This window comes from Candidatus Binatia bacterium (genome assembly GCA_029248525.1).
Classification (GTDB): domain Bacteria; phylum Desulfobacterota; class Binatia; order UBA12015; family UBA12015; genus UBA12015.
On record JAQWJE010000013.1, the window covers coordinates 127,009 to 152,042 of the forward strand.

The following is a 25,034-nucleotide window of genomic DNA, read 5'->3' on the forward strand; positions in this document are numbered from 1 at the left end:
AGCCCGATTTTTTGCAGGATCGGTTCCGCTCCCGAGCACTTTCCCCTATTCCCATAACTATCGGAGTGACGGATCACGGCGGTCGCGTCAACGATCAGGCTGGAAGGAAGTTGTTTATGATGTCGAAGCGAGTCTTGCGCAGCGCGGGTCTATTGGGGCTATCGCTCCTCTTGTTCGGTGGGTGTTCGACCCTGCGGGTATTTTTTCCGTCAAAGACCTATGAAACGACAGCGCCCGAAGTCCCCTCCACAATAAAGAAGCCTGCAGTGCTGCTCTACTCGAAGACGAATGGCTTTCGACACGACGAGGCGATTCCGGCGGCAAATGCCCTGCTGACGAAACTGGCAGCGGAACGGGGCTGGAGCGTCTTTGCGACCGAAAATGGTGCGATTTTCAATCCGATCGACCTGGCGAGGTTTACGGTGGTGGTGTGGAACAACACCAGCGGCGACACTCTGAATCCGGCGCAAAAAAAGGACTGGCAGGCATGGCTGATCTCAGGCGGCGGGGCGATTGCCATTCATGGGGCCGGGGGAGATTCCTCCTATGATTGGGATTGGCATCCAGAGAACTTTATTCGTGCACAATTTACCATGCATACGATGGGACCGCAGTTTCAGGACGCGACTGCGATTGTCGAGAATGCCGATCATCCCGCGACGCGGGAATTACCTGCCACGTGGACGCATAATGAGGAGTGGTATTCCTTTGCCGAGAGCCCGCGGGACAAGGGTGTCGATGTTCTGGTCAGGGTTGATGAGCGCACCTACGATCCGACCTTCAGTCTCTTCTGGATGGACACGGATATCGCGATGGGCGATCACCCGGTCGTATGGAGCCATTGCGAGGGTCGTGGTCGTGTTTTCTTCTCGGCGCTCGGACACCAGGCCGCGGCGTATCAGTCCGCGGAGATGAAGGCACTTTTGGGGGGCGCACTTGATTGGGCTGCGGACCCCGCACTTGCCGATTGTGAAAGCGAGGACACCTGATGGATCTCTCGAAGCTGCCGCAAACCCCCGAGGAGATTTCGGCATCCTGGTTGACCGAAGCTCTGGCGGAAACACATCCGGGTGTCCGGGCAAAAAAGATCGACCTCGTAGATGCGCATAGCGGAACGACAGGACGCGCGCGGATTCAAGTTTCCTGGGAGGGCGAGGGTGCACCTGCAAACTCTTTATTCGTCAAGTTGCCGCCGACCAATGAGATTTCGAAACAAATGGTTCTGGCGACGGGGATGGGTCGCCGCGAGGCACGCTTTTATCAGCATGTCGCGGCCCATGTGCCGGTAAGGGTTCCACGTCCCTTGTGGGCTGTGTCGAATGAAGAGGGTTCCGCCTACCTCATGCTGCTTGAAGATCTGGAGGTTGCCGGCTGTGTCTTTCCCGGACCCGACGACCCCAAGGTGCTTCCGCTTGCCGAATCCTTGATGGCAGCGTTGGGCCAGCTCCACGCATCCTATGCGATTGGGGACGGTGCGGAAGTAGCGATCGAGGGGATCGAGCCCCCGATGCGAAATGATTGGGGACAGATTCTGGTGGAGTCGGCATTGACCCAGTTCGAAGCCGAGATGCCGGAGGAGTTTTCCCGATTGGGCCGGCTGTATCTGGAGAAGAACGCCGCATTTCAGAACCTTCTGGAGACAGGGCCTTCGACGTTGATTCACGGGGACCCCCATATCGGGAACCTCTTTCTCGAAGGCCGGACGGTCGGATTTCTCGACTGGGCTTGCACGGCGGTCGGCGTCGGCGTTCGAGATGTTGCCTACTTCTTGTGTAATTCAATGCCCGCCGACATCCGGCGCATGCACGAGAAAAGGTTGCTCGCGATCTATCAGGAGAGTCTGGCTGCGGGGGGGTGCCGGTTGGACCTGGCGACCATCGAAGAAGACTATCGACGATTTTCTGCCTACGCCTGGATCGCCGCTGTGACGACACTCGCGGCCGGTGATCGGATGCAAAGTCTGGCCATCGGCCGCGCGGCGACCGAGCGCGCCAATCAGGCGATCCGTGATCTGGGAACGTTCGAGTATTTTCGGGATCGTCTCTAGGGCTCGGAGCGGCCGGCGAGCGGATGGGGGGCGATCCGGATCACGGCCAGAAGGGTTGCGACCGTCGCCGCGAGCATCCCCAGATTGATCTGGTTCAGGCTGTTGGCCAGCGGTTGGCTGGCCGCTACGCCGAGCGCGAGAATGGCTCCGGCGACGCCTGTGCCAAGCGCGATCCCGAGATTCATGGCTATTTGCAGGGAGGCCGACGCGTTTCCTTCTTCCCCGGGCGCGGCTCCCTCGAGAATGCTGAGGCTTGCTGTGGAGTACGCGATGCCCATTCCGAGTGCCGTGACCGACCAGAATGCATATACCGCCGCTACCGGGACTGCAGGTGAAAGGCACAGGGAGGTGCCGGCAATCCCGAAGCCGATCAGCACAAGGCCGCTCGCGATCATGGCGCGCCGACTGCGGCGGGGCGCCTCTCGCGCTTGAATCCAGGCACCCGCCGTCCAGAAAACAGAGCCCAAACTCAGGGGTAGCCCTGCGGCGGTCGGTGAAAGTCCGCGGAGCTTGGTTAATCCCAGGGGAACAAAAGCCTCCGCTCCGAAAAAGATAAAGCCGATGCCTCCGAGAACCAGAGTTGCTGCGGGTAGTCCGGCACGGGCGGTGAGGGTGCCCGGTGGCAGGAGCGATCTCAGGGCGGGCGCAAGAAGCATGAGGCCTGCGATCGCGGCGAGGCCGCGACGGGCCTCTCCCGGGTTTTCGAGTCCCACGAGCAAAAGGGTTGCGCCAGCCACCAGAAGCAGCGCCATGGGAAGGCGGCGGCGCTCTCCTCTTTTCGGCGCTTTCGCGGGGGTGGGTATGCCCAGTTGGCGCAGACCCGGCAAGGCCAGTAGAGCACCGGCAAGGACCGCCGGAGCCAGAGCAAAGAATACCCACCTCCAACCAATGGTATCGGTCATCCAACCGGCAATTGAGGGGCCCAGCATTCCGGGGATTACCCAAGCCGACGAAAGCGCGGCAAGCATTCTGGGCCTGGCCTCGGGGCTGTAGCCACGACCAATGGCGACATAGGCGACGGCTCCGAGCGCACCAGCCCCAAGTCCCTGAAAAGCGCGGGCCGCGACGAGCATGGGCATGGATGAGGCGAAACCGGCGGCAAGCAGACCAGCCGCAAAGATCAGACCGCCGATCCCGAAGGGGCGGGCGGGGCCGTGCTTGTCAGCAGCATCGCCTCCGATGGTGATCCCGATCAGGTTCGCCAGCATAAACGCGCTGAAAGCCCATCCATAAATGGACAAGCCGCCGATCTCATCGACGACGGTCGGCAGAATCGTCGCCACGGCCAATGCCTCGAATGCTGTGAAAATCACCGCCAGAAGCAGCCCGGTGGTCAGCGCGCGTTGCCCCTTTTGCCAAACGCCACCGTTTGTCGACATCTGATCGTCTGCGGGGCTCGTCATGATGACCCTCTTGCATAAAGCGAGACAAGAAACGATGGGCCTTGCTGTCGTGTCGGTGGCAGGGGTCTCCGGAATTCTCGGCCCTTGCGGCGAGCACCCTCGAGCGGTCATACAGAGAGCATGCTTGAGAATCTGACCAGACTTTTCCCCATATGGGTTCTTCTCGCGGGCGCGGCAGCTTTGGTGCAGCCCGAGATCTTCACGTGGTTTTCGGGACCCTTCATCGTTTGGGGACTTGCCGTGATCATGCTGGGAATGGGTCTGACCTTGCGTTTTGAGGACTTCCGAGAGGTTCTGCAGATGCCGCGTCCGATTCTGCTCGGCGTTTTCTGCCAGTTTCTTGTGATGCCGGCGCTTGCCTGGGTCATCGGCATCGGATTGGACTTGCCGACGCCTTTTGCCGTCGGGCTCATTCTGGTTGGCTGCGCTCCGGGCGGTACCGCTTCAAATGTCGTGACGTATATCGCTCGCGCGAGCCTGCCTCTCTCGGTTTTGATGACCATGTGTTCGACCTTGGCCGCGGTCATTTTGACGCCTGTTTTGACGAGTGGCTACGTGGGTACGATGGTGCCGGTCGATGGGTTCGGTTTGTTTGTCAGTACAGTGCAAGTGGTCTTGCTGCCGGTCACACTCGGGGTTGTCCTCAATCAGTTCGCCCCTCGATTGGTTGGTTGGGTGCAACCAGTGGCACCGCTGGTCGCGGTGCTCGCGATCGTGATGATCTGCGCGAGTATTATCGGACAACGGTCTGCCGAGATTATCGAAGCTGCAGGCAGTTTGCTTCTCGCCGTCGGGTTGCTTCATCTCGGTGGTTTCTTCTTTGGCTATTCGCTTGCTCGATTATTCGGTTACCCCGATGCGATTCGACGCACAGTGTCAATTGAAGTAGGTATGCAGAACTCCGGTCTCGCCGTCGTCCTGGCAAACCAGCATTTTGCAAATCCACTGACGGCTGTACCCGCTGCCATCTCGGCTGTGACGCACTCCGTCATTGGGAGTTTGCTAGCCGCTGGATGGCGACGAACCTCAAAAGACTGAAAAGCCTCCCGTATACTGGGACAAATTGTTCCAGATCGAACTTTTTCTCTTGAGAGCAATTGGAGACCTCATTAAGCTGAAGCCACTCATCCTTTTGGGAATTATAATTTGAATTCAAGCTCGGGGCTCGTGATCTCAGGGCCGCACAGCGATCATCGTTACAAAAAACAGGAGTATAAAAAATGTTCGGAATTTCGAAATTTATGAGACAGGGGATCGCGGCAGCCGCGGTTCTCTCGATCAGCGCTCTCGGCGCCGCCCCCGCAAGCGCTTGGTACCCCGATTACCCAATCAACCCAGACAAAGACATTGCGAAGGCACAGAAGTTTCTTCGGAACCTACAAAAAGACAACTACAAGCAGGGCATCAAATACGTTGCTTGTGTGGTCAAGGCGACCAACAAATGTTCGTACAAATTCGAATCGCCAGGATCAACGGTAGCCAGCTGTAACTTGGTGACCTACGACGACTCCGCGAACATTGCCCTGAACCCGAAGTTCTATGCGGCCGTCGAGAAATGCTCCGACAAGCAGGATTTCACGAAGAAGCAGCCGAAGGATGTCAGCTCTGCTGATGCCTACACGGGAATGGGCTGTCCGGGCGATGCCGATTCGACGACAACCGATGTCCTCGAGGACTTCGCGGATCTCGAGTCCTGGCAGATTGGCGATGGCGAGCGCGCCACGCTTGCCCAGATTGATGCCCTTGGAGCGATCGTTCGCGTGCTCGAGACGGACACGAAACAGCAGTACAAGGATGTAGGTACGCTGTCGAAATATGCCTCTGGCTTGGGTAAGTGCATCGAGAAGTGCGAAACTGACGTCAAGAACAAGAAGGGTAACGGCGGCACAAGTGACAGCCTGACTGCCTGTGCCCCGGGCGATGCCGGTGTCGATGCGAATATGCAGGCCTGTCTCGACAAGAACACCGAGAAGCTTGAGAAGAAGGTCGGGGCCAAGTATGCCTCAATCGTTGGAATCATCGATGGTGCCTACGCAGGTGCTGCAAACGCTACCTGGAACAAGCCTGCATGTAGCGGAATTTACCCGGGTGGGTCGCCCAGTGGCGCCTTTGTCGACGGAGCCGCGAACTTCTAGGCTCTTCATTCGAAACCTCGACTACGTCGGGTGAACCCGGAGGGTTCGAGACACAAATACGAGAAAGGGCGTCGGTGCCAAGCACCGGCGCCCTTTTTTGTTCGCGATGAATTCGAGTTGATTCAAGAAGGATCGACAAGGGATCCCTGAACCATCACCGGGTGCATCGAGGGGCATTGATTATGGCAGGAGAGTCGTTCCCCGGAGAGAAGGCGAAGGCCCGGGTTTGGGAGAACGCATTCCTGCTTCTTTCGGGCAAAGGCGTCTTGCCCGAGGCCTTCTGAGGAGCAAAGTACGCAGGACTCTGCGCACAACTGCTCAATGACCAGATCCGACCCCGGTGGGGCTGTGATGGCTGTAGCGGTTTCCCGGGCGGCGATGAGCGTTGTTTCATCGACACGCCCTTCATGGCCCGGGCCGTGTACCCAAGCCGGAATCGCGATGGCGATCAGCGGAATCGCCGCCAGCGACAAATCGATTAACCCTGATCTGAATTTCATTCTCGGATGCTCCCAATCTGTAGGCCTCTGTTCCCTGCGAAGGGGGGGACGCGAGAGCGGGAGGCAAATGGGGGAGGGAGTTTGGCGCATTGATCCAGGGGGGGGGATCTCCCGGCCGAAACCGGGACTGCAGAAAACTCCAAAATTTACTTTCTCGCTCTCGCGTCTTGAGGAGGGCTTGAGAAAGTTGTCGGCTAATTTGCTCCGGTATCTTAGCCTCGAGTGCTTTCAGCTGGACTTCGCTGCGGCTTGGACGTGTCGCAAGCGCCGAGATTTGGAGGTTTTCAGCTGATTTGGGTTTTCATCATCGCATTCCGTCGGGCCCGGCAGACGATCTCGTCACGCTGGTTCGTACCGGTATGCTCGAAAAGGACAATTCCTCGATCGGGTCGCGACTTGGAGACCCGCGATTCCAGCACAATGGTCTGTGAAGTAATCGTATCGCCTATAAAGACAGGATTGGGAAAATCGATTTTCTCGAACCCCAGATTGCCGACGGTCGTCCCGAGCGTGGTTTCGGCGACGGAGAGGCCGACGACCAGCGATAAGGTGAACATACTGTTGACCAGAATTTGACCGAATTGCGTTGTGCTCGCGAATTCGGCATCGAGGTGTAGCGGTTGCACGTTCATGGTCAGGGTTGTGATCAGGAGATTGTCCGTCTCGGTGACGGTCCGGCTCGGCTGATGAGTGAACGTCGTGCCCGGTGTCAGCTCTTCGAAGTATTTTCCCGCCATGATTTTGAGGTATCATTGAGTCACGGGCTTTGCCCAGAGCCAGAAAAAGATCTTTTGCGTGTCGGAATCAGAACAAAACCTTGAAATCAGGATTCTCACCCATCTCTCGCAAGATGTGGACGAGTCCGATTGGAATGCTCTCGTGGGGGAGGAATCTCCGTTTCTCGAATGGGGATGGCTGGCCTCGCTCGAGGACGCCGGCTGCGTCGGGCCAGGTACTGGTTGGAGCCCCAAGCACCTCACGGTTTGGCAGTCCGGCAAATTGATCGCTGCGTGCCCCCTTTATCTCAAGGGCAATAGCGAGGGCGAGTTCGTATTCGACCACGCTTGGGCGAATGCGGCTTACGGGGCGCAAATCGAGTATTTTCCCAAGATGCTCGTTGGGGTGCCCTTTACGCCGGCCGAAGGCGTTCGGTTCCTGGTGGCTGACGGGGAGTCACGTGAGGCGATGGTTCGCTTGCTGGGGTCCTCCCTGATGGACCTTTGCAAGGAGAACGAACTTTCATCGATCCATATCAATTTTTGCTCCGCAGCCGAGGCGGCTGTGCTCGAGGAGGTCGGCTATAGTCGACGACTCGGCTACCAGTTCAAATGGCGCAATCATGATTACGATTCGTTTGCGGATTATCTGTCGGCACTGAAGCAAAAACGGCGCAAGGAAGTGAAGAGAGAGAGAAGAATTCTCGGTGAGCAGGGCGTCGAAATCCAGCCTCTGGTAGGAGACCAGATCCCCGACGACCTTTTTGCGCAGATGTATGAGATCTATCTGACGACCATCGATAAATACGCATGGGGGCGGCGTTACCTGACCCCGGAGTTCTTTGAGCTACTCAGACAGCGTTTCCGGCACAACCTCTGTTTTTTCACAGCGATGAGAGGGTCGCAGCTAATCGCCGGCACATTCAACGTGCAGAAGTCCGGAGCGCTCTATGGCCGCTACTGGGGCACCCATGAAGAAGTTCGCTTCCTGCATTTCAATGTCTGCTATTACGCAACGATCGAGCATTGCATCGACGCAGGCCTGCAACGATTCGAGCCAGGTGCCGGTGGCGAATTCAAGTGGCTACGTGGCTTTGATGCGGAAGAGACCCGCAGTATGCATTGGTTCGCGGACCCGCGCCTCGGCGATGCTGTCAGCCGGTTTCTCGTTTCGGAACGTGGAGAGGTCGAACGGGTGATCGCGGGTGCTGCCGAGAGAAGTCCGTTGCGGAAGGCGGGGCAACCGACTGTCCCTCCCGAATTACCCGAGTGATGAAAAGCCTCCATCGATGACGAGCGTCTGGCCCGTAATGAAGCGGGCCTGATCCGAGGCAAGGAAAAGCACGCCGTCGGCGATCTCTTCCGGCTCGGCCCATCGCCTCATGGGAGTTCGTGCGAGGATGGGGTCATTCATTTCCGGAATGTCCTGCATGATTGATGTCATACGGGTATTCACCATTCCGGCCGCGATCGCATTGGCGCGAATCTTCTTGTCCGCCCAAGTGACCGCGATCGCCCGCGTCAGACCCGTGAGGCCGGTCTTGGCCGCTCCATAGCCTGGCACCATGGGGTGCCCAAAGATGGAGGTGAGGGAGGCGATCCCGACAACCGCCGCTCCTCCGGAGAGGCTGCTCTTTTCCAACAGCGGAAGGCAGGCTTGTGTAAGGCGGTAGCCTGAGGTGAGATTGATTCTTACCGCGCGCTCGAAGACGTCAGGGTCCCATTCGTTGCCGCCTCCGGGCAAACTGGCACCTGCGTTGTTGACCAGAATATCGAGCCTGTCGAGGGAGCGGGCGACCGCTTCGACGCTGTCGTTGTCTTCCAATTGCATTTGCCGGTAAGCGAACCCGGACAAGTCCGAATCATATGCGGCGGCATGGGCTGCTGTGCCTGTGATGGTGACCAACGCCCCAGCCTTATGGAACGCTGAAGCCGTGGCATAGCCGATTCCGTTGCTCCCTCCGGTCACGAGAACTTGCGCATCTTTGAAGTCGAAGTTGGCCTTGGCCTCGGGCATGGATTACCTCAATCCTTCTTGTTCTCCGGGCGAGCCGGAAATTTTTCAAAATAATAGGCGAAGCGCTCGCGCAGCTCTTCTGGATCAACGCCGAAATCTCGCTTCAGGTGATAACGCATCTGGCCTTCCTTGCCGCGCGGATGCGTGTCGAGGAATGTTTGCAGTTGGCTGCGAGCGGCAGGGTTTATCTCGAGTCCGGCTTTGCCGTAGATCTTTTCCACCATTGCAAGATCGTCCTGCATGAAAATATGAAAGGGCACATCGATGGTACGGCCGGGAGGAAGGTTGTCCCGGTCGCGCACGCAGGCTCTGAGAAGGTGATCGATTCGGTCCGTCCAGTAGGTAGCCAGGGCTTCGGGTTCAACCTGCTTCCGGTTGATTCGTTGTCCGTAGGCCAGCATCGTGATGCTGGACTGGATCACCGCGACCGGGTCTCGGTGCGTGACAACGAACGTCGCATCGGGGAATACTTTCTCGAGTGCCGGAAGCTGCTCGAGGTGTTGGGGGCATTTGAGGACCCACCGACGGGCATCGCCACGTTGGTGTTGTAGCGTTTTTAAAACGTCGCGGCAGTACTCGTAATGCGGGGTTTGGTCGTGACTATAATAATGATCGCGCCAGCGCGGGGACATCGAGAGCCACTCGAAGTTATAGGAAGCAAAGTTCGGTCCCATGAGTTCCAGCTCTTCGTGAATATGATCCGGATTCATCGGGTGCATGGCTGCGAGGAGTGGGGTGGCCTGTTGCATGGCTTCCCATTGTGCCGCGCAGCGTTTGTAACGGGGGTCCACACCGTCTTCTTCGATCCTGTCGTCCGGCATTGGCAGGGGTTCGTAGGACTCCCACAAGGGGAGGGCCTGCAGCCGGGTGTCGGATGCCATGAGATTCAGCAGGTGTGTGGTTCCGGACCGCGGCAGGCCGACGACGATGATCGGGGCATGGATGCGCTCCTCGAGAATTTCCGGATGCGCTTGCCAACAGGCTCGAAGCAGAAGTCTGTTTCGAGTGAACAGGGCGAGCTTGTTGCGCAAGGCAAGGCGGCCGATTCCTGTCAGGCCGGTATCTTCACCCCACTCGCTGGCGAGAATTTCCAGCCGCTCGCGAAAATCCATAGGTCCGAAGTCTTCCAATCCGGTAGCATCGCGAGCTTCGTCGAGAAGCCCGTCGACCGAGAAGTCAATCTGCAGAGTCTCGCCGTAGGCCAGCGCTGCCTTCTGGAAGTCGTTCAGAACCGGTGCCCGCAGGTCTTCGATATCGATCCATTGAGTCAAATCTTCGGCCCCGCGAGCTCGGCCTCGATTTTACCAGCCTGATGCTGGAGCCATTTCGTTTCCCAGAAGTTGGTACTGGTTTTTTCGAGTGTTCGATGTGCATCACGACAGATGGCGAGAAGTTCGGGGTCTCGAGGTGCTGTGCTCAAGGCGATATCCGTCAGGTGCAACGCTTTGACCGCATCACCCGCATCGAGGCAAAGGCGAGCCCGTTTGCCGATGGCTTCCGTGCCGCCAGATAATTCCACCAATTCGGGGTGAATACTGGCAGCGGAAGTCTCGTAGAGTTCCGTGGTCGAGCGCTGGTGGAACCAACCCGAATAGTTCTCCCAGATAGCCCGCACGTCCCAAGATACTTTCCCGTAGCCTTCCCCGACGGCAAGGTGCTCGGGTAACTGGATTTCGCGCATCAATTCATCGATGGGCTTGTCGTCATTCATGCCACGGATCGTGGCGTCATGAAGATAGAGAGTCGCGTCACGAACCCGCTCGATCTCGCGTCGAATCAGATCGCGGCCTTCGAGGGGAGGGCCGTGCCCAACGAGAAGAAGTTCGCAATCGAGTGCGAGGACGCGATCGGCAGATTCAACGAACTCGAGTGCGTCACGGTATCGGTCGCCGCGCATCGTGCAGAGGTTGGGAATATGGCCGAAAAGGCAACTGAAAAGGTTCCCGGAAAAAAGCGCCTTATGCTCGGGTAAATGAATGATCAGCGAATCGCGTGTTTCACCGCCCGGCGTCGCGATAAACTCAAAATGTTGGCCACCGAAATCCAGCGACATCGTGTCGACGAACGTTTTTGTCGGGACGGGTTGGCTCTGAGTAGCAGGCGGGCCATCGGGCATCTTGGCACTCGCTTGAAGAATGGCGTCCATAAAAGCGAAGAAGCTTCGGCGCGCACGGAAGCTCGCGAGTCGACCGTCGTAGCTTTGATGTTCCTGATTGTTTGCCTGGGCGAGGATCTCGGTCCCGGATTCCAGAAAAACATCGGTGCCACCAACATGGTCGACATGCCCCTGCGTGAAGACGACGTACCGCACCGGCGAGTCGTCTACCGCATCGTAGAGTCGCTTATGCGTGGGCCCCTCGAAACCCATTCCGGTATTGATCACCATCCGTCCCTCGGGCGTGGTGATCAGGAAGCTGTTGGAAAGGCCCTCGGATAGATAGAGAAAATCGAGAATTTTTCGAGCTTCATTTTGCTGCGCGGGGGCAACCGCAAAAGCGGACGGACGGGTACTCCAGATGGGCTTGCTCATGGGCATGAATCCTCCGTCCCCGGTGTAGAACGGAATTGGGGCCCTTGTCACGAGCTACTGACAGGAATTCGGCTCAGAGGCTGGGGGCGTGGGCGGCTTCGGCGCGTGCGACGATCCGCCGGGCTCGATTGATATGCGGCGCGTCGACCATCGCGCCCTTATATACAAAAGCGGCTTGTCCCGCCGCGAAAGCCTCACGCGCGGCCTCGAGGAGGGCGTTAGCCTCGGCCACCTCGTCGTCGCTGGGCACGAAGACGCGATTGATGATGGGAATCTGGTTTGGGTGGATCGCACCTTTTCCCGTGAACCCAAGGTCGGCTGCTTCCTTGGCTTCCTTCTCGAGTCCGGCATCGTCGTGGAAATCGAAATAGGGCATGTCGAGAGGGTCCATCCCCTCGGAGGCTGCTGCCAGCAGGCAGGCAGAGCGGGCAAAGGAAAAAACATCCGGCAGGGAGCCATCTTCGTTGCGGCTTTTGCGCGAGCCAAGTGCACTGGAGAGGTCCTCGCTCGCCCACATCATGGCACAGGAGCGCAGGCTGGCTTGTGCAATCCGGCGTATGTTCAGAATTGCTTCCGGCGTCTCGGTTGCCAGAAGCAGCACGCGAACACTCCCGGGTTCGCGTCCCGAGATTGCTTCGAGATTGCTCAGCGCTCGATCAATGAAACGGACGTCATCTTCGCTCCGCAGCTTCGGGATCATATACCCATCGGGTTGGCCTGCCATGGTGACGGTGAGGTCATCGAGAGCCAGGCCCGTCTCCAACGGGTTGATGCGAACGAGTTTCTCGGATCCATGGAAATCGAGGTTGCGCAGCGAGTCGCGGACGGTCGCGCGGGCCGCGACCTTATGGTCGGGCACGACGGCGTCCTCGAGGTCCAGAATGATCGAGTCGGCGTTTGTTCGTGTCGCCTTCTCCATCTTGTGCGGGTCGTCGCCGGGTGCCCATAGGAGTGACCGTCGAAGTCTGGGATTGGCGGAAGCACTCATGGGCGGAAAATATCGTGACCCGCAGATGGGGGCAAGGGTAATAAAGGACGGGCCGGAAGCCTCGTGAGAGCCCACTTGGCCTCTCGGTCGCGCCTCGGTTAAGAAAGAACCATGAAAGCTGTTCTCTGCAAGGAATATGGTCCCCCGGAAAGTCTGGTTGTCGAAGAGATCCCCTCCCCGGAGGCGGGTTCCGGCCAAGTTGTCGTGAGGGTGCGCAGCGCCGGGGTCAATTTCCCGGACGTCCTGATCATCGAAAATAAATACCAGTTCAAGCCGCCGCTACCCTTTACGCCCGGAGGCGAAGTGGCCGGTGAAATTCTCTCGATTGGCGAGGGTGTCGAGGGTCTGGCTGTTGGCGATCGTGTTCTCGCCAATTGCGGTTGGCAGGGTTTTGCCGAGGAGATCGTGCTCCATGCGGGTGGGGTCTTCAAGATTCCCGATTCGATGGATTTCGAGACGGCCTCGGCATTTTTGCTCACTTATGGAACCTCGCATTACGCGCTCAAGCAACGAGCGAAGCTCCGTGCAGGCGAGGACCTCGTCGTGCTCGGAGCAGCAGGTGGTGTCGGGATTGCGGCTTTGGAGATCGGCAAGGTGATGGGCGCTCGCGTGATTGCTGCGGCATCGACCCCCGAGAAACTCGCCGTCTGCAAGGAGCACGGTGCCGACGAGGTCATCGATTATTCGAAAGAAGATCTCAAGACGCGGATTCGCGAACTCACCGGTGGCAAGGGCGCCGATGTGGTCTACGATCCGGTAGGCGGAGACTTCTCGGAGCCCTGCCTGCGGGCGATGGCATGGGAGGGCCGCTTTCTGGTGATCGGGTTTGCAGCCGGTGAGATCCCCCGGCCGCCGCTCAATCTCACTCTGCTCAAAAGTTGCGATATTGTAGGCGTCTTCTGGGGAGCCTTTGTCGGGCGCGATCCCGCTACCCATAATGAAAATGTGAACGAATTATTGACCTGGTTTGAGGAAGGACGCATCAAACCCCGCATTTCGGCATCGTATCCTCTGGAGGATGTGGCCAAAGCATTGCGTGATCTCTCCGAGCGCCGGGTCAAGGGCAAGGTTGTCGTCGTTCCCTGAATCAAGGAGTTCAAGATGAGTTCGTTACATGATTTTTCCATGAAGAATATTGATGGTGAGGAGCAGTCGCTCGCTGATTTTGCAGGCAAGGTCGTCTTGTTGGTGAATGTGGCCTCACAATGCGGCCTGACGCCCCAGTACAAGGGTCTCGAGGCTTTGCAGCAAAAATATGCCGATCTCGGTTTCGCGGTCGTCGGGTTTCCCTGCAATCAGTTCGCGGGGCAGGAGCCGGGATCGGATGCAGACGTCAAGACATTCTGCGAGACCAGCTTTGGGGTCACGTTCCCGATGTTCTCCAAGATCGACGTGAACGGTGACGATCAGGCGCCTCTCTATAAATGGTTGACCTCCACGCCGACCACGCCGGAGGCAGACGGCGATATCAAGTGGAATTTCGGTAAATTCCTGATCGGCAAACAGGGCCAGATCCTGTCCCGCTTCGAGCCGCCGACAGATCCTGAGGCCAAGGAAGTTCTTGCGGGTATTGAAGCGGCTCTAGCCGAGTCATGAAGGCCAGGTGCTTCCCGACTGATTGTTCCCGGTAGGGTATGTCGGTCGGGAAGCGCTCCCGTATCAGCTAGCGGACAAAGGTTCCGGACCCCTCGACAGCTTGTGCGCCGAAGCGGCTGGTGCGCCACCAAAGGGCGGCGGGCTTCTCTCCATCGTCCGTGTCCTGCAGGCTGAGGTTGATCCGAACTTCCTCCCAATCCTCCCCTTGCTGCGCGGCGATATACGCCAGAGGCAAGGCGAATTCGATCGTATAGCCAGAGGATTGTCGCCGGATCGCGTAGGTCCACGGACTCTCGGCGCCCCCTGTGAACCTCTTCATTACATGGTCTTCTGCGGCCGGAACCAAGGTGGCCGTGATCAATGCCATCTGACGAAACTCACCGCTGCGGACCGAGGTCCATAAGTCCTTGTTGGTGGTGCGTGCGGGTGCCGGTCGTGCGTCGAGTTGCAGGGACAGTCCATCCTGCTCGCGAGCAATCTTTTCCCGACTTGCGACCAGCACATCGTCGGTGACCGCGACTGCTACGTAAAGATTCTTTTCATCCCGTTCGACCGCAAAGCGCAGGGAAGCATCGCTGGGCCCCGTGTATTTTTCGGCATGATCCTTTTCCGAGAAACCGGCACTTTCGATCGGCAGTTCCGACCATTCGCCCAGATCGCCGTCGATCTGGACCGGGTCAATACGACTTCCGATCGGCAGTTTTTTCTCGGGCAGAAGGACATGCTCGACTTCAATTTCCATGGCGTCGCCTTCGGGAGTCGTAGTTTCGGCACGGAACCGCACGCGACCGCTTGCCAGCTTCTCGTAGGTTGTCGTCGTTTGAGGCTTGAGCTGGATCCGGAAAGTCTGACTTTCACCCGCCGGGATCTCTTGTTGGAGCAAGACGGGGGTTGCCTGCATCATCAAGCCGGGATCTGGATGTACCTCAAGGCGCACGGGTCGGGCCGTTGGATTGCGGAAAGCGAATACGGCTTCGCCCCCACGGAAAGTTTCGCCATGGTGTGCGACCGGTACAGGCTGGATGGATTTTTCCAGAGCCTGAATGATTTTTCGGTCTCCGGTGGTGAGCATATCTGCCGGAAAAATTCCGTCGAGATCCAGGTTGGCAATCACCGGACCATCCTGAGTCATGGAGACAAGCGCGACCTGATCGAATTCCCCATAGGTGGGCCCGCGCAGATCAGAACCGCCTCCAGTCGTGGCAAGTGTGATGTAGCTCTGGTTGTTCCGGCGATGCTCCACATACCGATGCCTATGTCCAGCGAATACCGTGTGTGGGCGCTTGGCGAGCATCGTCTCGACGCGAAGCCAATCCGGATGAATGCGAGGCGAATCCCACAGTGGCTGGTGGACCAGGACGATCGTCCAACGGGGGCTCGGATGTGCGTTGAGTGTCTCCGCAAGCCAGTCCATTTGCTCCTGAGGATCGAAAGGGCCCGGAACCGGCTTGCTCGGATCGTGAACCATGCCGAAGAGCTCGGAGTTCAAGGTGATGAAAAGAACGTCCTTGTAGGAAAAGGCATAATAGGATGGCCCGAATCGGGTCTGCCACTCCTCGGCCATGACGGCGTTGGACATATCGTGGTTGCCGGCCGCGTAAAAGAATGGCTGCCCGAGGGTGCCGACATAGCCCTGAATTTCCGCCCATTCCGCACGCAGTGTCGCGGGATCTTCGGTATAGCCTTCGATCAAATCTCCGACACTGACCACGAACGCCGGCTCCAGCAGGTTGATCTGTGCCATGGCATCGCGGAAAACTCCCGGCCGATGTTCGCCGGTCCGATCGCTGACCACGACGAAGTGGAAATCTTGCGGATCGTCGTTTGCTGCAAGCCCCGTCCATGGCCGCGCCGCTGAAAGCGGTGGGTCGACCGGTTGCAGGCGGGTGTCGGGTGTTGTTCGCGTGGCGCTGCTGCAGCCAACAATGGCGAGGGTCGCCATCATATAGGCGAGATTCGTGGTCAATCGCTTCATGGAGAGTCTCCTTGTCCCTGTTCAAGCAGATTCCGAGGGAACCGGTCCAACGGAAAGTTCCGGGCGTGCAAGCTTGTGTTCTCCATCGGAAGTCGGAAGATTAGTGGCGGGGCATGCCGGTGATGCATGGGCTCCTGAAGGAGATGGTGAGTGAACTGGTTTCAGATTGTGCGTGGGCTTCTGGCAGTCGTCTTTTTTGCAGCGGGTGCCAATAAACTGATCCAACTGGATGCGGCAATCGAGAACTTTGCGGGTATGGGGTTGTCGAGCGAGCTGGTCTATCTGGTCGGAATAGGCGAGATTGCCTGCGCGGTGGGATTGTTTGTGCCGGCTCTTTTTTCCGCATCTGTCGTCGGGATGCTGGTGTTCATGATCGGTGCGATTGGCGCCGAGATAGGCGTGGGGGCAATACCGTTCCCGGCGCTGATCACCGGAGGATTCGTACTTGTGCTGTGGCGGCTGCGGCCGCCGGCATGAGGAATTTGATCGCGCGATCCTCCAGCAAGGTTGTGTGATCCCTCCGAGGAATTTTCATGCCGCAGCTTCTGGAAATTCGTGCCGGTAGCCGTGCCCGGCAACACTTGGCCGATCACGGCTTTCGCCGCGATGATTTCACCACTCTGCTGGGTGCTTCCGGCGGGCCCAAATGGCTCGTTCTCGCAGGCATCGACCGGGTGCTCTGCGAGCGGTTGTTGCGTGATCGAAGCGAGATGTTGCACCTTCTCGGGTCGTCGATCGGAGCCTGGCGCCATATCTGCTTTGCCCAGCAGGATCCGGATGCTGCCTCCGAGCGATTCAGGGACGCCTACACAGGGCAGGTGTACGACGAAAAACCGACGGCACCGGAGGTGCTGCACGAAATGGAGCGCGTGCTGGACGCCACGCTCGGCGCTCATGGCGAAGATGAAATTCTTCGGAATCCCCTGATCCGCACGCATATTCTCGCCACCCGGAGCCGGGCGCTCGTCGATACGGATCATCGTGCAGCACTTCTTGCCGGCCTCGGAGCAGCGGCGCTTGCCAATACTTTTTCACGAAAAGCACTCGCCACTTTTTTTGAACGTTGGGTTTTCCATACGGGCGATGCCGCGTTCGAGTTTCAGGGTTTTTCCACCCGGCAGACATGTTTGCAGGCGGAGGCCCTGCGGCCTGCGGTGCTGGCCACAGGAGCCGTACCTCTCTTGATTCCGGGTATCAGGGATCTGCCGGGCGCCGCTGCCGGTATCTACCGCGACGGTGGAATCACGGATTACCATTTTGATTTCACCTTTCGCCGTCCCGCTGGTCTGGTGCTTTTTCCGCACTTTTTTACCCGAATCTCGCCCGGTTGGTTCGATAAATTCATGCCCTGGCGCGGGCCTGCCGTGGCCGATCTCGATGACGTCGTGCAATTGGCACCATCGGCGGCGTTTATCGCCCGACTTCCGGGGGGCCGGGTGCCGGATCGCTCGGATTTCGAAACGATGTCGACCGCCGTACGTCAGCAAGCCTGGCGGGAGGTCCTGCGCTATGCCGAGGATCTCGGTGAGGAACTCGAGCGACTTTTGGCAGGAGACGACTTGCTGGAGCACCTGCGACCCTTCCCTTCCGCCTGAGGGCAAAAGCGAAGAAGTGCCGAGGGCGTTCGTTTTGTTAAAGGGTGAGGGCGACGAGGTCCGCGTACGCAGGCTCCGTAGGGAGCCTCGTGCAATTAGTATAGTTAAAACGACACCTTAGCTCGGAGAATCATGGAGAACGCTGCACCAGAAGAGGCGGTAACGCCCACGTATACTCTTGAAAACCCCTTCGCGACACCTTCGAAAACCGAGGGTAGTGAGCAACCGGCCTCAATTTATGAGGACGCCCTTGCTCTAGGCGAGGAATTGATTGCCAAACCCGAGCGCGGTGGTGGGTTGGACCGTGTGAGGGTCCAGCACGCCAAGGGGCGTATGACGGTCTTCGAGCGCATCAAGGTCCTGACCGCTCAGGAGCCCAACCTTTTCTGGCAGAATTGGGGTCCCAATCTCGACGGCGCTTCGCTGGTTTGCGGCGTGCTCAATGTCGATGGCCGTGACGTCGCTGTTTACGGCCATGACTTCACTCTGCGTGCCGGTTCGATGGACGCGACCAATGGAGCCAAGCTGGCGCGTTTGATCTATATGGCGGGTGAGCGCGGCATTCCCCTGATCGGCATGAATGACTCCGCCGGAGCTTTCGTTCCGGCAGGGGTTGGCGGTCTGGACGGATATTCCGAAGCCTTCACGGCCCTGCGACGGATCAGCGGCTTGGTGCCCAGTATCAGTCTGATGTTCGGTTATAATGCGGGCGGAGGATCCTATTTGCCTCGACAGGGATCGTTCATGATCCAGTCCGAAGATACCTTCATCGGTCTCACGGGCCCGGGCGTCGTGAAAAGTGTTCTCGGGGAGGAGATCTCCGCCGATGACCTTGGTGGACCGGGCGTTCATGCGCAGAGCGGCGTCTGCGACCTGACGACTCCGGACGAACTCGGTTCGCTGCGCACGGCGCTGCGTCTACTGAGCTACCTGCCTGATAATAACCGCAGCACCGCTCCTTTCCGACCGACTTCGGATTCGGTCGATCGCTTTACGATGGAAGAAGATATCTTGTTCCGCCGGACGTTCAATTCTCCGGCAGGCATGAATGCGCCGCTCGATATCACGCTCTACATGCAGCAGATCTGTGACCATGGCGAGTATTTCGAGATTCAGCCAACGCGTGCTCGCAATCTGGTCACGGCCTTCGGTCGCATCGGGGGGCATGTCGTCGGCTTTGTGGCCAATAATTCGTTCGTTTCCTCCGGGCAGATCGACACTCATGCCGCGCGCAAGGGAACCCGATTTATCCGCTTCTGTAACGTTTATAATATTCCGATGATTTTTCTCGAGGATACAACCGGTTTCTTACCGGGGCGGGAGCAGGAGTCGGGCGGGATCGTACTTGAGGGGCGTCGTTTCCTCGACTCGATTATCGATCTTCGAACACCTTCGATGACTTTGATCATCCGGAACGCTTTCGGCGGTGCCTATGCGAGTTACAACTCTCATTTTGTCGGGGCCGATATGGTCTTTACGATGCCGCACGCTCGAGTCGCGGTGATGGGACCGGCGGGTAAGGATTTCGTCTATAAAAGCGAGCTGAAAGAGGCGCAGGCGCTCTACCGAAAAGCTCTGGCTGACGGGGCAAGCGAGGCCGAGGCCGCAGTCGCGAGGGATGCGGCTCTGCAGGTCCTCACGGATCGCTATGAGAGCGAACTGATGAACCCGAAGGAAGCCCTGTCGTTGGGCAGTATCTCTCGGGTCGTGATGCCCGGGACCAGTCGCCGTATTTTGGCTCAGAATCTGGATTTTCTGATGCGCACCTATGAGCCTTCGCCGATGAGCGGGCCGCAGCGTGAATTCGAGTAAGGGGTAGAGTCGTGTTGAATCAGAATTTGGAAACCACCCTTTTCGCTGAAGCTGCGACAGATTGGCAGCGCTCGTTCGATCTCTCGGGGATGAAGATCCTGGTCGTTTGTCGTGGGCCTGTTCGCGAGGAGGCGTTTGAGGTCTTCGCCAGGGCCGGCGTTGGCGAGTGGGGTATGCTGCTCTCCGAAAAAGATTCGGTGACCTACCCGCGTTGTCTGGCTCCCGAATTACGGAGTATTGCTTTTCCGGCCAATGTCCACCGCGTCCCGGACTATATGGGTGTCGGGCAGGAAGAGAAGCTCGAGCGGATCGCTGAAATCGTCGCGATTGCGAAAGACCACCAATACACGCATTTGTTTGCCGGCTACGGCTTTATGGCTGAGGACGCGGAGTTTGTCGCTGCGATCGAGAAGGCAGGGCTGGCGTTTGTCGGGCCGTCCTCGGCGGTGATTCGTCAGGCTGGCGCCAAGGACGAAGCAAAAAAGCTGGCTCGCAGTCTGGGCAACGCCGTGATTCCTGGTGTCGACGATATATCTTCGCGCGTGCTCGCAAGCCGGGTCGGTGATCAGGCGGGGCTCGAAGCCTTGGCCAAAAAGAAAGATCTGTCGTTCACATGGAACTCCGACAAGGGACTTTCCGAGAATGCCGAGGCTCTATTGCAGGCGGGGTATGCCGGCACATCGGAACTCGTCACGATCGAGGAGTTGCAGGCGCAAGCTCTGGCCGAATGTGAAACGATCTGGGTCGACTATCCCGGCCGTCGCATTCGCTTCAAGCATATCGGCGGTGGTGGCGGTAAGGGCCAGCGCGTCGTTCAGGCACCGGCTGATGTCGCTACGGCCGTGATGGATATTCTGGCCGAGTCGAAGGTGGTTGAGCCGGGCTCGAACCGCAATTTCCTGATCGAACTCAATATCGAACTGACTCGTCATAACGAGATTCAATTGATCGGCAACGGGTCCTGGTGCCTGTCTCTGGGTGGTCGGGACTGCTCGGTACAAATGCATGAGCAGAAACTTCTCGAAGTCTCGCTGACTCAGGAATTGCTCGACGTGGAGATCGCGCAGGCCAATGAGGTTGCAGCCGAAGTGTTACGAGGCGACAAAGGCGCGCTTGCCCGCATGGAAGAGGAAGGCGAGAGGTTCGGTGAAGCCACCTGCCTGAATTCGGTCTCGACTTTTGAGTGCATCGTGGATGGATTCGACCATTTCTTCATGGAGATGAATACACGGATTCAGGTCGAGCATATCGTGACGGAGTTGGCCTATCGTCTCAAGATTACCAATCCCGATGATGCCGGTGACTTTTTCTACGTCGATGACCTGATCGAGGCGATGTGCTTGATCGCGGTTCACGGCGATCGTGTGCCTCGTCCCGAGCGTATCGTCCGCAATGTTTCGGGACTCGAAGTTCGGATCAATGCCACCAACCAAGCCTTGCAGCCCCATGCCGGCGGTATGATCAAGGGATGGTCTGCACCGCTTGATGGCGAGATTCGCTACGATCAGGGAATCGGTAAACGAAATCCCGACACGGGTTCGTTTGTCTATTATAATCTCGCAGGAGCCTATGACTCGAATATCGCCCTTGTGCTGACGTCAGGCAAGACGCGACGCGAGAACTACGAGGCGATGGCTGAAGTCCTGCGACGCATGGAGATTCGTGGCGCAGATCTGCAAACCAACTTGCCCGTTCACTACGGTTTGGTGCAATGGTTCCTTGGCAAGGGTGTGATGGCGGAGCCAACAACGCGCTTCATGGGCCCCTTTCTGAATGCTGTCGGCTCGCTGCAGTTGGTCATCAACGATGTGGATCTCGACCAGGCGGTACGCCAATTGCTGGACTCCCAGAAGGATCCCGCGGGTCGCGCCATTCTGGCGGCCAAGGAGACTCTTCTCCGGCGGCCGATTGAGAGGTTGCTCGAAAGTGCTCATATCTTCGGCGGATTTCTGGGACGTTACGACGGCGAATTGTGGCAGCGGGACGGGCATACTGTGTCCTTCGTCGCGAATCCGATCCGCTTCCTCGAGGAGCTCTATCGCTTCCTGAACCTCGAGGATTCTTCACAAAAGCCACCTTCCGACAAGATCTGGGGGCACGATCTCGAGATTTTGAACAGCGCCAGCGCTTTTTACGCCGAGATCGAGTCGCTCACGGGCGCGGCCTCCCACGCGGATTTGATGAAGCTTTTTGCCACAGCGAAAGCACCGGCGAGTCTGGCTGATCGAGGCGGGGACTTCTGGGACCGCTGCGTCTCTGCGCATCGGGGATTTCAGGAAGGTTTGTCCTGGCTGTTGTTGATCCCGCGCATTGGTCTGCGCGCGGGATTCCTCGATATTCAAATCGACGAGAAGCTGCAGCCGGTATTCCCGGAGAAATTCAATGACGCAGAATTCTCCAAGGAATGCCTGCGGGCTTTGGCGCCGCCGCCGCGGGCCAGTTCCGACGAAATCGTGACGCCGATGGGTGGCAGTTTCTTTGCGCGCGAAGCACCGCATCTACCGATTCTGGCGGAGGTGGGTACTCATTTTGAGGGAGGAGATCCTCTTTTCGTCATCGAAGTGATGAAGATGTTCAATAAGGTGAGTGTTCCTTTCTCGGGGACGATTACCGAGAATCTCGCCTCGGATCTCGACGGCAAAGTCGTCTCCAAGGGGCAGGCCATCTTCAAGATCGAGCCGGATGAGAAAATCGAGGAAGAGAGCGAGGAAGCAATCGCGGCGAGGCGGAAGGAAGTCACCATCGCATTGATGGAGAGAACGGACTGACGTGGTTGCAGATCGGAACTCCGTGGGGCTGGCCGCTCTTCTCGCCACCCTCGTGGTTACAGGGTGCGTGAATCAGCCGCTGTCATCACGGACCGTTGTTGTCGAGGAGAGATTGCGTGATCGCGACTTTGGCGAGCCTGCGCATGAGCATCAACCCATGCTGGCGATCGGCCGAACCGCCAGAGAAGTGATTGTGGCCCCGGAAATTCTGCCCATCACAGATCTCCAAACGGCTTTATTCGAGGATGGGTTGATCGAGGCCGATATCGATGTCGCTGCTGTCAGCGAGGATTCGGTGATCGGGCTGGAGGTAATTGCTCTGGGCGTGCCCGTTCTTCTCGGCACGGAAGCCGCGAACGCGATCGCGGCCGGAGGGCGCTTCATTCGACTTGATCGGGGCTGGACCATCGAGCCTTTGGGAGCCGGGCGGTTGCGCTTGCAAGTCGACGCGGAAGCCGTGGCCGACGCCGTTCCTGATGAGCAGGAAACTTTGCAGTTGTTGTTCAAGCTGGTCGCAAGTGACCCTGTTCCGTCTCGATTGCGGAGTCGCTCGTTCGTCTTGCCATCAGCGGCTTCTCTGGAGCTGCCGTGGGGGCTTCTGGCGTCTCGCCCCGGTGAGCGAGCGGAGCCAATCGAGCTACGCGGGATTCTTGATTGTGGGGGAGAGGCCGACGAGCTGTTGGCGCAAACCATAACCGCTGGAGTTGACGCAGAGGGGTGGCGCGTCCCGCAGATCGATGTTTCGGGTAAGGAAGGTCTGTGCCAGCTTGAATTGATTCAGCTTGGTTCAAACGGAAGGGCTTCGCCCTTGATTGTCTGGGGCGCACCACAGATCCTGATCTCTGAAGACGAGGAATCTTTGCGCATCGTTTTGATCTCTCTCGATACTCTGCGTGCGGACCATATGTCCGGCTATGGTTACGCCCGGTCGACCACGCCTGTCATGGATCGAGAGCTTTTGGCTCGCGGGGTGCGTTTCACCGACGCGATGACGACGATCGCGAGCACTGGCACCGCTCATCTGAGTCTGTTCACCGGTGAGTTTCCCCGCGCACAGCTGCCGAATGGTCGAATAGGGCGCAACACCGCAACTCCGACTTTAGCGGAACTTCTCCAGAAGGGTTCCTACGCGACCGCAGCCTTCACCGAGGACGGACTCATTAGTGGCCCTTTTGGTTTCTGGTACGGGTTCGATCTTTTTCGAGAGTACCATGTTCTCTCCGAGGGGCGTGGTGCTGGAGTCTTCGCCGATGGGATCGACTACATCCGGGAAAACCGCGACCGCCGCTTCTTTCTGTTTCTCCATACCTACAGGGTTCATGACCCATGGGATCCAACGCCTGCTTCCAGCGGGCTGTTTCGGGATAGTGCTGATTGGAGCCAGGGTAAGCTGGATTCGAGAATTCCTAAAAGGCAGAGGGCGGTGGTCGATGACTACGATCGGACGATCGTCGATGCTGATCAGATGGTTGCGGGATTTCTCGACGAACTTGAGCGTCTGGGATTGAGTGAGAACACTCTGGTGGTGCTGGTTTCTGACCACGGAGAAGCTTTTGGCGAGCATGGAATTCTTGGCCACGGGTTGGCCGCGCATCAGGAGCAATTGCAGATACCGCTGGTGTTTCGGGGTCCGGGAATTGCCGAGGGGGTCGTGCGCGAGGATCCGGTCGGAATCACTGACGTTGCCAGCACGATCCTGGAACTGGCAGGTCTTCCTTTCGAGGGCGTTGGTTCAAGTCGCAGCTTGGCAGGCTTGTTGCGGGTTGAGACTGATAAAAGAGAATCGCCGCCGATATTACCGGAGAGCCCACTCTTTTTTACGCGACTTTTAGGCGAGTCGCCGAAAAACTCCTTTGACGGCGTAAGGATGGGCGATCAGAAATTGATGCGCGAAGGAAATCGCTGCAGTCTGTTTTCAATGTCTGCCGACCCTCAGGAAAATCAGCCAACCACGGTGGCTTGTAGCGAGAGTCGATTGGCGGCCGAGATCGATCGGTACCGAACTCGAAGCCAGGCGGAACGTTTGGACAAGCAGGCTGCGGCAAACGAGCAGCCTGCAATTTCGCGCGATACTGCAGAGTCTCTTCGGGTGCTCGGCTACGTTGAATAGCCCTCGGGAAATCCTCTATGTCGGGTCCGGTAGCTGACGTTTGCGTGCTGCGGGATGTTTTCCATCAGGCGTAGGTCGGATCAGGTGCTCTTGAACGCTCGAGGCAACGAGTTCGCCGGATTGGGAGAAGATCAGCGCCCTCCCGATGCCCCTGCCGCCAGCGGTGATCGGGCTATCCAGGTCGACCCGATGCCATTGGTCGAACTGGATCGGGCGGTGGAACCATAACGCATGGTCGAGGCTCGCGGACTGTACTTCCATGGCCGAGATCGGATGCGCGTGGAATGAACCCGCCTGAATAATATAGTCGCTGGCGTAGGCCAAAGCGCATTGGTGGATGAGCGGATCCGAGGGCAGCGCGCTGCGGGTGCGCATCCAGGCGGTGACATGGGGTTGCTTCACGTTTCGACTGAACATGGCAAAACCATCCGGAGCCAGAATCTCGATAGGGAGTTCCCCCATCACGCTGCTGTCGGGAGTCGCACTCTTGGGTAACCCCAAGGCTTTGCGTAGCGACCCCTCCCAGCTTTCACCGCCAGGGCCGTCACCCGGGGACATTGGCAGTTGATGTTCAGGTCCATCCTCATCGTGATGAAAAGACGCGGTAACCGTTGCGATGGCCACCCCATCCTGCGTGGCGGTTGATTCTCGAGTGGCAAAGGCACGTGAATCACGGAGTCGGCGGATTTCATAATCAATGAGTTGTTTGGGATTGCCGCGGTGCAGAAATTGCGCGTGGATCGAGTGCGGGCTTTTGCCCGAGACGGTCTGTGCGGCCGCAGAAAGCCCCTGCGCGAGAACGATGCCTCCAAATAGATGGTCGCCTGAGTCGAGTTGGCCGC

At 58.2% G+C, this 25,034-nt stretch carries 21 protein-coding genes; 12 read left to right on the forward strand and 9 right to left on the reverse strand.

What is annotated here, in order from left to right; genetic code table 11:
• Positions 1 to 116 precede the first annotated feature (116 nt).
• Positions 117 to 989 (forward strand): ThuA domain-containing protein, encoded by an 873-nt coding sequence (locus P8K07_03180; GenBank protein MDG1957522.1) that lies wholly within the window; start codon positions 117 to 119, stop codon positions 987 to 989.
• Positions 989 to 2,047, forward strand: a complete 1,059-nt coding sequence (locus tag P8K07_03185) for a phosphotransferase (GenBank protein ID MDG1957523.1) — start codon at positions 989 to 991, stop codon at positions 2,045 to 2,047. Before P8K07_03180 ends, P8K07_03185 begins: the two co-directional genes overlap by 1 nt.
• Here the strand turns inward: P8K07_03185 and P8K07_03190 are convergent.
• On the reverse strand, positions 2,044 to 3,450 hold the full coding sequence (locus tag P8K07_03190) for an MFS transporter (GenBank protein MDG1957524.1): 1,407 nt from the start codon (positions 3,448 to 3,450) through the stop codon (positions 2,044 to 2,046). The genes P8K07_03185 and P8K07_03190 overlap by 4 nt on opposite strands.
• Before the next feature lie 120 nt (positions 3,451 to 3,570).
• Here P8K07_03190 and P8K07_03195 point away from each other — a divergent pair, with 120 nt between their 5' ends.
• Together P8K07_03195 and P8K07_03200 are read left to right on the forward strand one after the other, a co-directional pair.
• Positions 3,571 to 4,488 (forward strand): bile acid:sodium symporter family protein, encoded by a 918-nt coding sequence (locus tag P8K07_03195; protein MDG1957525.1) that lies wholly within the window; start codon positions 3,571 to 3,573, stop codon positions 4,486 to 4,488.
• 182 nt (positions 4,489 to 4,670) lie between these two features.
• A complete protein-coding gene (locus tag P8K07_03200; protein MDG1957526.1) occupies positions 4,671 to 5,585 on the forward strand; it encodes a hypothetical protein in 915 nt (304 codons plus the stop codon).
• Positions 5,586 to 5,707: 122 nt separating this feature from the next.
• Here P8K07_03200 and P8K07_03205 read toward each other — a convergent pair whose 3' ends face one another.
• Positions 5,708 to 6,085, reverse strand: a complete 378-nt coding sequence (locus P8K07_03205; GenBank protein MDG1957527.1) for a hypothetical protein — start codon at positions 6,083 to 6,085, stop codon at positions 5,708 to 5,710.
• Positions 6,086 to 6,369: 284 nt separating this feature from the next.
• Positions 6,370 to 6,822 carry a MaoC family dehydratase gene (locus P8K07_03210; protein MDG1957528.1) on the reverse strand — a complete coding sequence of 151 codons (453 nt, stop codon included), beginning with the start codon at positions 6,820 to 6,822 and terminating at the stop codon, positions 6,370 to 6,372.
• Positions 6,823 to 6,880: 58 nt separating this feature from the next.
• Here P8K07_03210 and P8K07_03215 point away from each other — a divergent pair, with 58 nt between their 5' ends.
• Positions 6,881 to 8,074 carry a GNAT family N-acetyltransferase gene (locus tag P8K07_03215; GenBank protein MDG1957529.1) on the forward strand — a complete coding sequence of 398 codons (1,194 nt, stop codon included), beginning with the start codon at positions 6,881 to 6,883 and terminating at the stop codon, positions 8,072 to 8,074.
• On the opposite strand, the gene P8K07_03220 is transcribed toward P8K07_03215, so the two are convergent.
• From P8K07_03220 to P8K07_03235, 4 genes are all read right to left on the reverse strand, one after another.
• The gene (locus tag P8K07_03220) at positions 8,063 to 8,818 is read right to left on the reverse strand and encodes an SDR family oxidoreductase (GenBank protein ID MDG1957530.1); all 756 of its coding nucleotides are present in this window, start codon (positions 8,816 to 8,818) and stop codon (positions 8,063 to 8,065) included. The genes P8K07_03215 and P8K07_03220 overlap by 12 nt on opposite strands.
• Before the next feature lie 8 nt (positions 8,819 to 8,826).
• On the reverse strand, positions 8,827 to 10,089 hold the full coding sequence (locus tag P8K07_03225) for a sulfotransferase (protein ID MDG1957531.1): 1,263 nt from the start codon (positions 10,087 to 10,089) through the stop codon (positions 8,827 to 8,829).
• Positions 10,086 to 11,348, reverse strand: a complete 1,263-nt coding sequence (locus P8K07_03230) for an alkyl sulfatase dimerization domain-containing protein (protein MDG1957532.1) — start codon at positions 11,346 to 11,348, stop codon at positions 10,086 to 10,088. The genes P8K07_03225 and P8K07_03230 overlap by 4 nt, the downstream gene beginning before the upstream one ends.
• A 73-nt stretch (positions 11,349 to 11,421) precedes the next feature.
• Positions 11,422 to 12,336, reverse strand: coding sequence for a CoA ester lyase (locus P8K07_03235; GenBank protein MDG1957533.1), 915 nt, complete (start codon positions 12,334 to 12,336; stop codon positions 11,422 to 11,424).
• Positions 12,337 to 12,447: 111 nt separating this feature from the next.
• Between P8K07_03235 and P8K07_03240 the strand changes: the two genes are divergently transcribed.
• Together P8K07_03240 and P8K07_03245 are read left to right on the forward strand one after the other, a co-directional pair.
• The gene (locus tag P8K07_03240) at positions 12,448 to 13,422 is read left to right on the forward strand and encodes an NADPH:quinone oxidoreductase family protein (GenBank protein ID MDG1957534.1); all 975 of its coding nucleotides are present in this window, start codon (positions 12,448 to 12,450) and stop codon (positions 13,420 to 13,422) included.
• A gap of 15 nt (positions 13,423 to 13,437) precedes the next feature.
• The gene (locus tag P8K07_03245; protein ID MDG1957535.1) at positions 13,438 to 13,932 is read left to right on the forward strand and encodes a glutathione peroxidase; all 495 of its coding nucleotides are present in this window, start codon (positions 13,438 to 13,440) and stop codon (positions 13,930 to 13,932) included.
• A 67-nt stretch (positions 13,933 to 13,999) separates the two neighbouring features.
• Here P8K07_03245 and P8K07_03250 read toward each other — a convergent pair whose 3' ends face one another.
• Positions 14,000 to 15,907 carry a metallophosphoesterase gene (locus P8K07_03250; GenBank protein ID MDG1957536.1) on the reverse strand — a complete coding sequence of 636 codons (1,908 nt, stop codon included), beginning with the start codon at positions 15,905 to 15,907 and terminating at the stop codon, positions 14,000 to 14,002.
• A gap of 150 nt (positions 15,908 to 16,057) precedes the next feature.
• Here P8K07_03250 and P8K07_03255 point away from each other — a divergent pair, with 150 nt between their 5' ends.
• From P8K07_03255 to P8K07_03275, 5 genes are all read left to right on the forward strand, one after another.
• A complete protein-coding gene (locus P8K07_03255; protein MDG1957537.1) occupies positions 16,058 to 16,384 on the forward strand; it encodes a DoxX family protein in 327 nt (108 codons plus the stop codon).
• 56 nt (positions 16,385 to 16,440) lie between these two features.
• Positions 16,441 to 17,502, forward strand: a complete 1,062-nt coding sequence (locus P8K07_03260) for a patatin-like phospholipase family protein (protein ID MDG1957538.1) — start codon at positions 16,441 to 16,443, stop codon at positions 17,500 to 17,502.
• A gap of 132 nt (positions 17,503 to 17,634) precedes the next feature.
• On the forward strand, positions 17,635 to 19,314 hold the full coding sequence (locus P8K07_03265; protein MDG1957539.1) for a carboxyl transferase domain-containing protein: 1,680 nt from the start codon (positions 17,635 to 17,637) through the stop codon (positions 19,312 to 19,314).
• An 11-nt stretch (positions 19,315 to 19,325) separates the two neighbouring features.
• Positions 19,326 to 22,082 (forward strand): biotin carboxylase N-terminal domain-containing protein, encoded by a 2,757-nt coding sequence (locus tag P8K07_03270; GenBank protein ID MDG1957540.1) that lies wholly within the window; start codon positions 19,326 to 19,328, stop codon positions 22,080 to 22,082.
• Position 22,083: 1 nt separating this feature from the next.
• The gene (locus P8K07_03275) at positions 22,084 to 24,192 is read left to right on the forward strand and encodes a sulfatase (GenBank protein MDG1957541.1); all 2,109 of its coding nucleotides are present in this window, start codon (positions 22,084 to 22,086) and stop codon (positions 24,190 to 24,192) included.
• Between the two features lie 15 nt (positions 24,193 to 24,207).
• Here P8K07_03275 and P8K07_03280 read toward each other — a convergent pair.
• Positions 24,208 to 25,034, reverse strand: an 827-nt coding sequence (locus P8K07_03280; GenBank protein ID MDG1957542.1) for a thioesterase family protein, incomplete at its 5' end; no start/stop codon positions are given.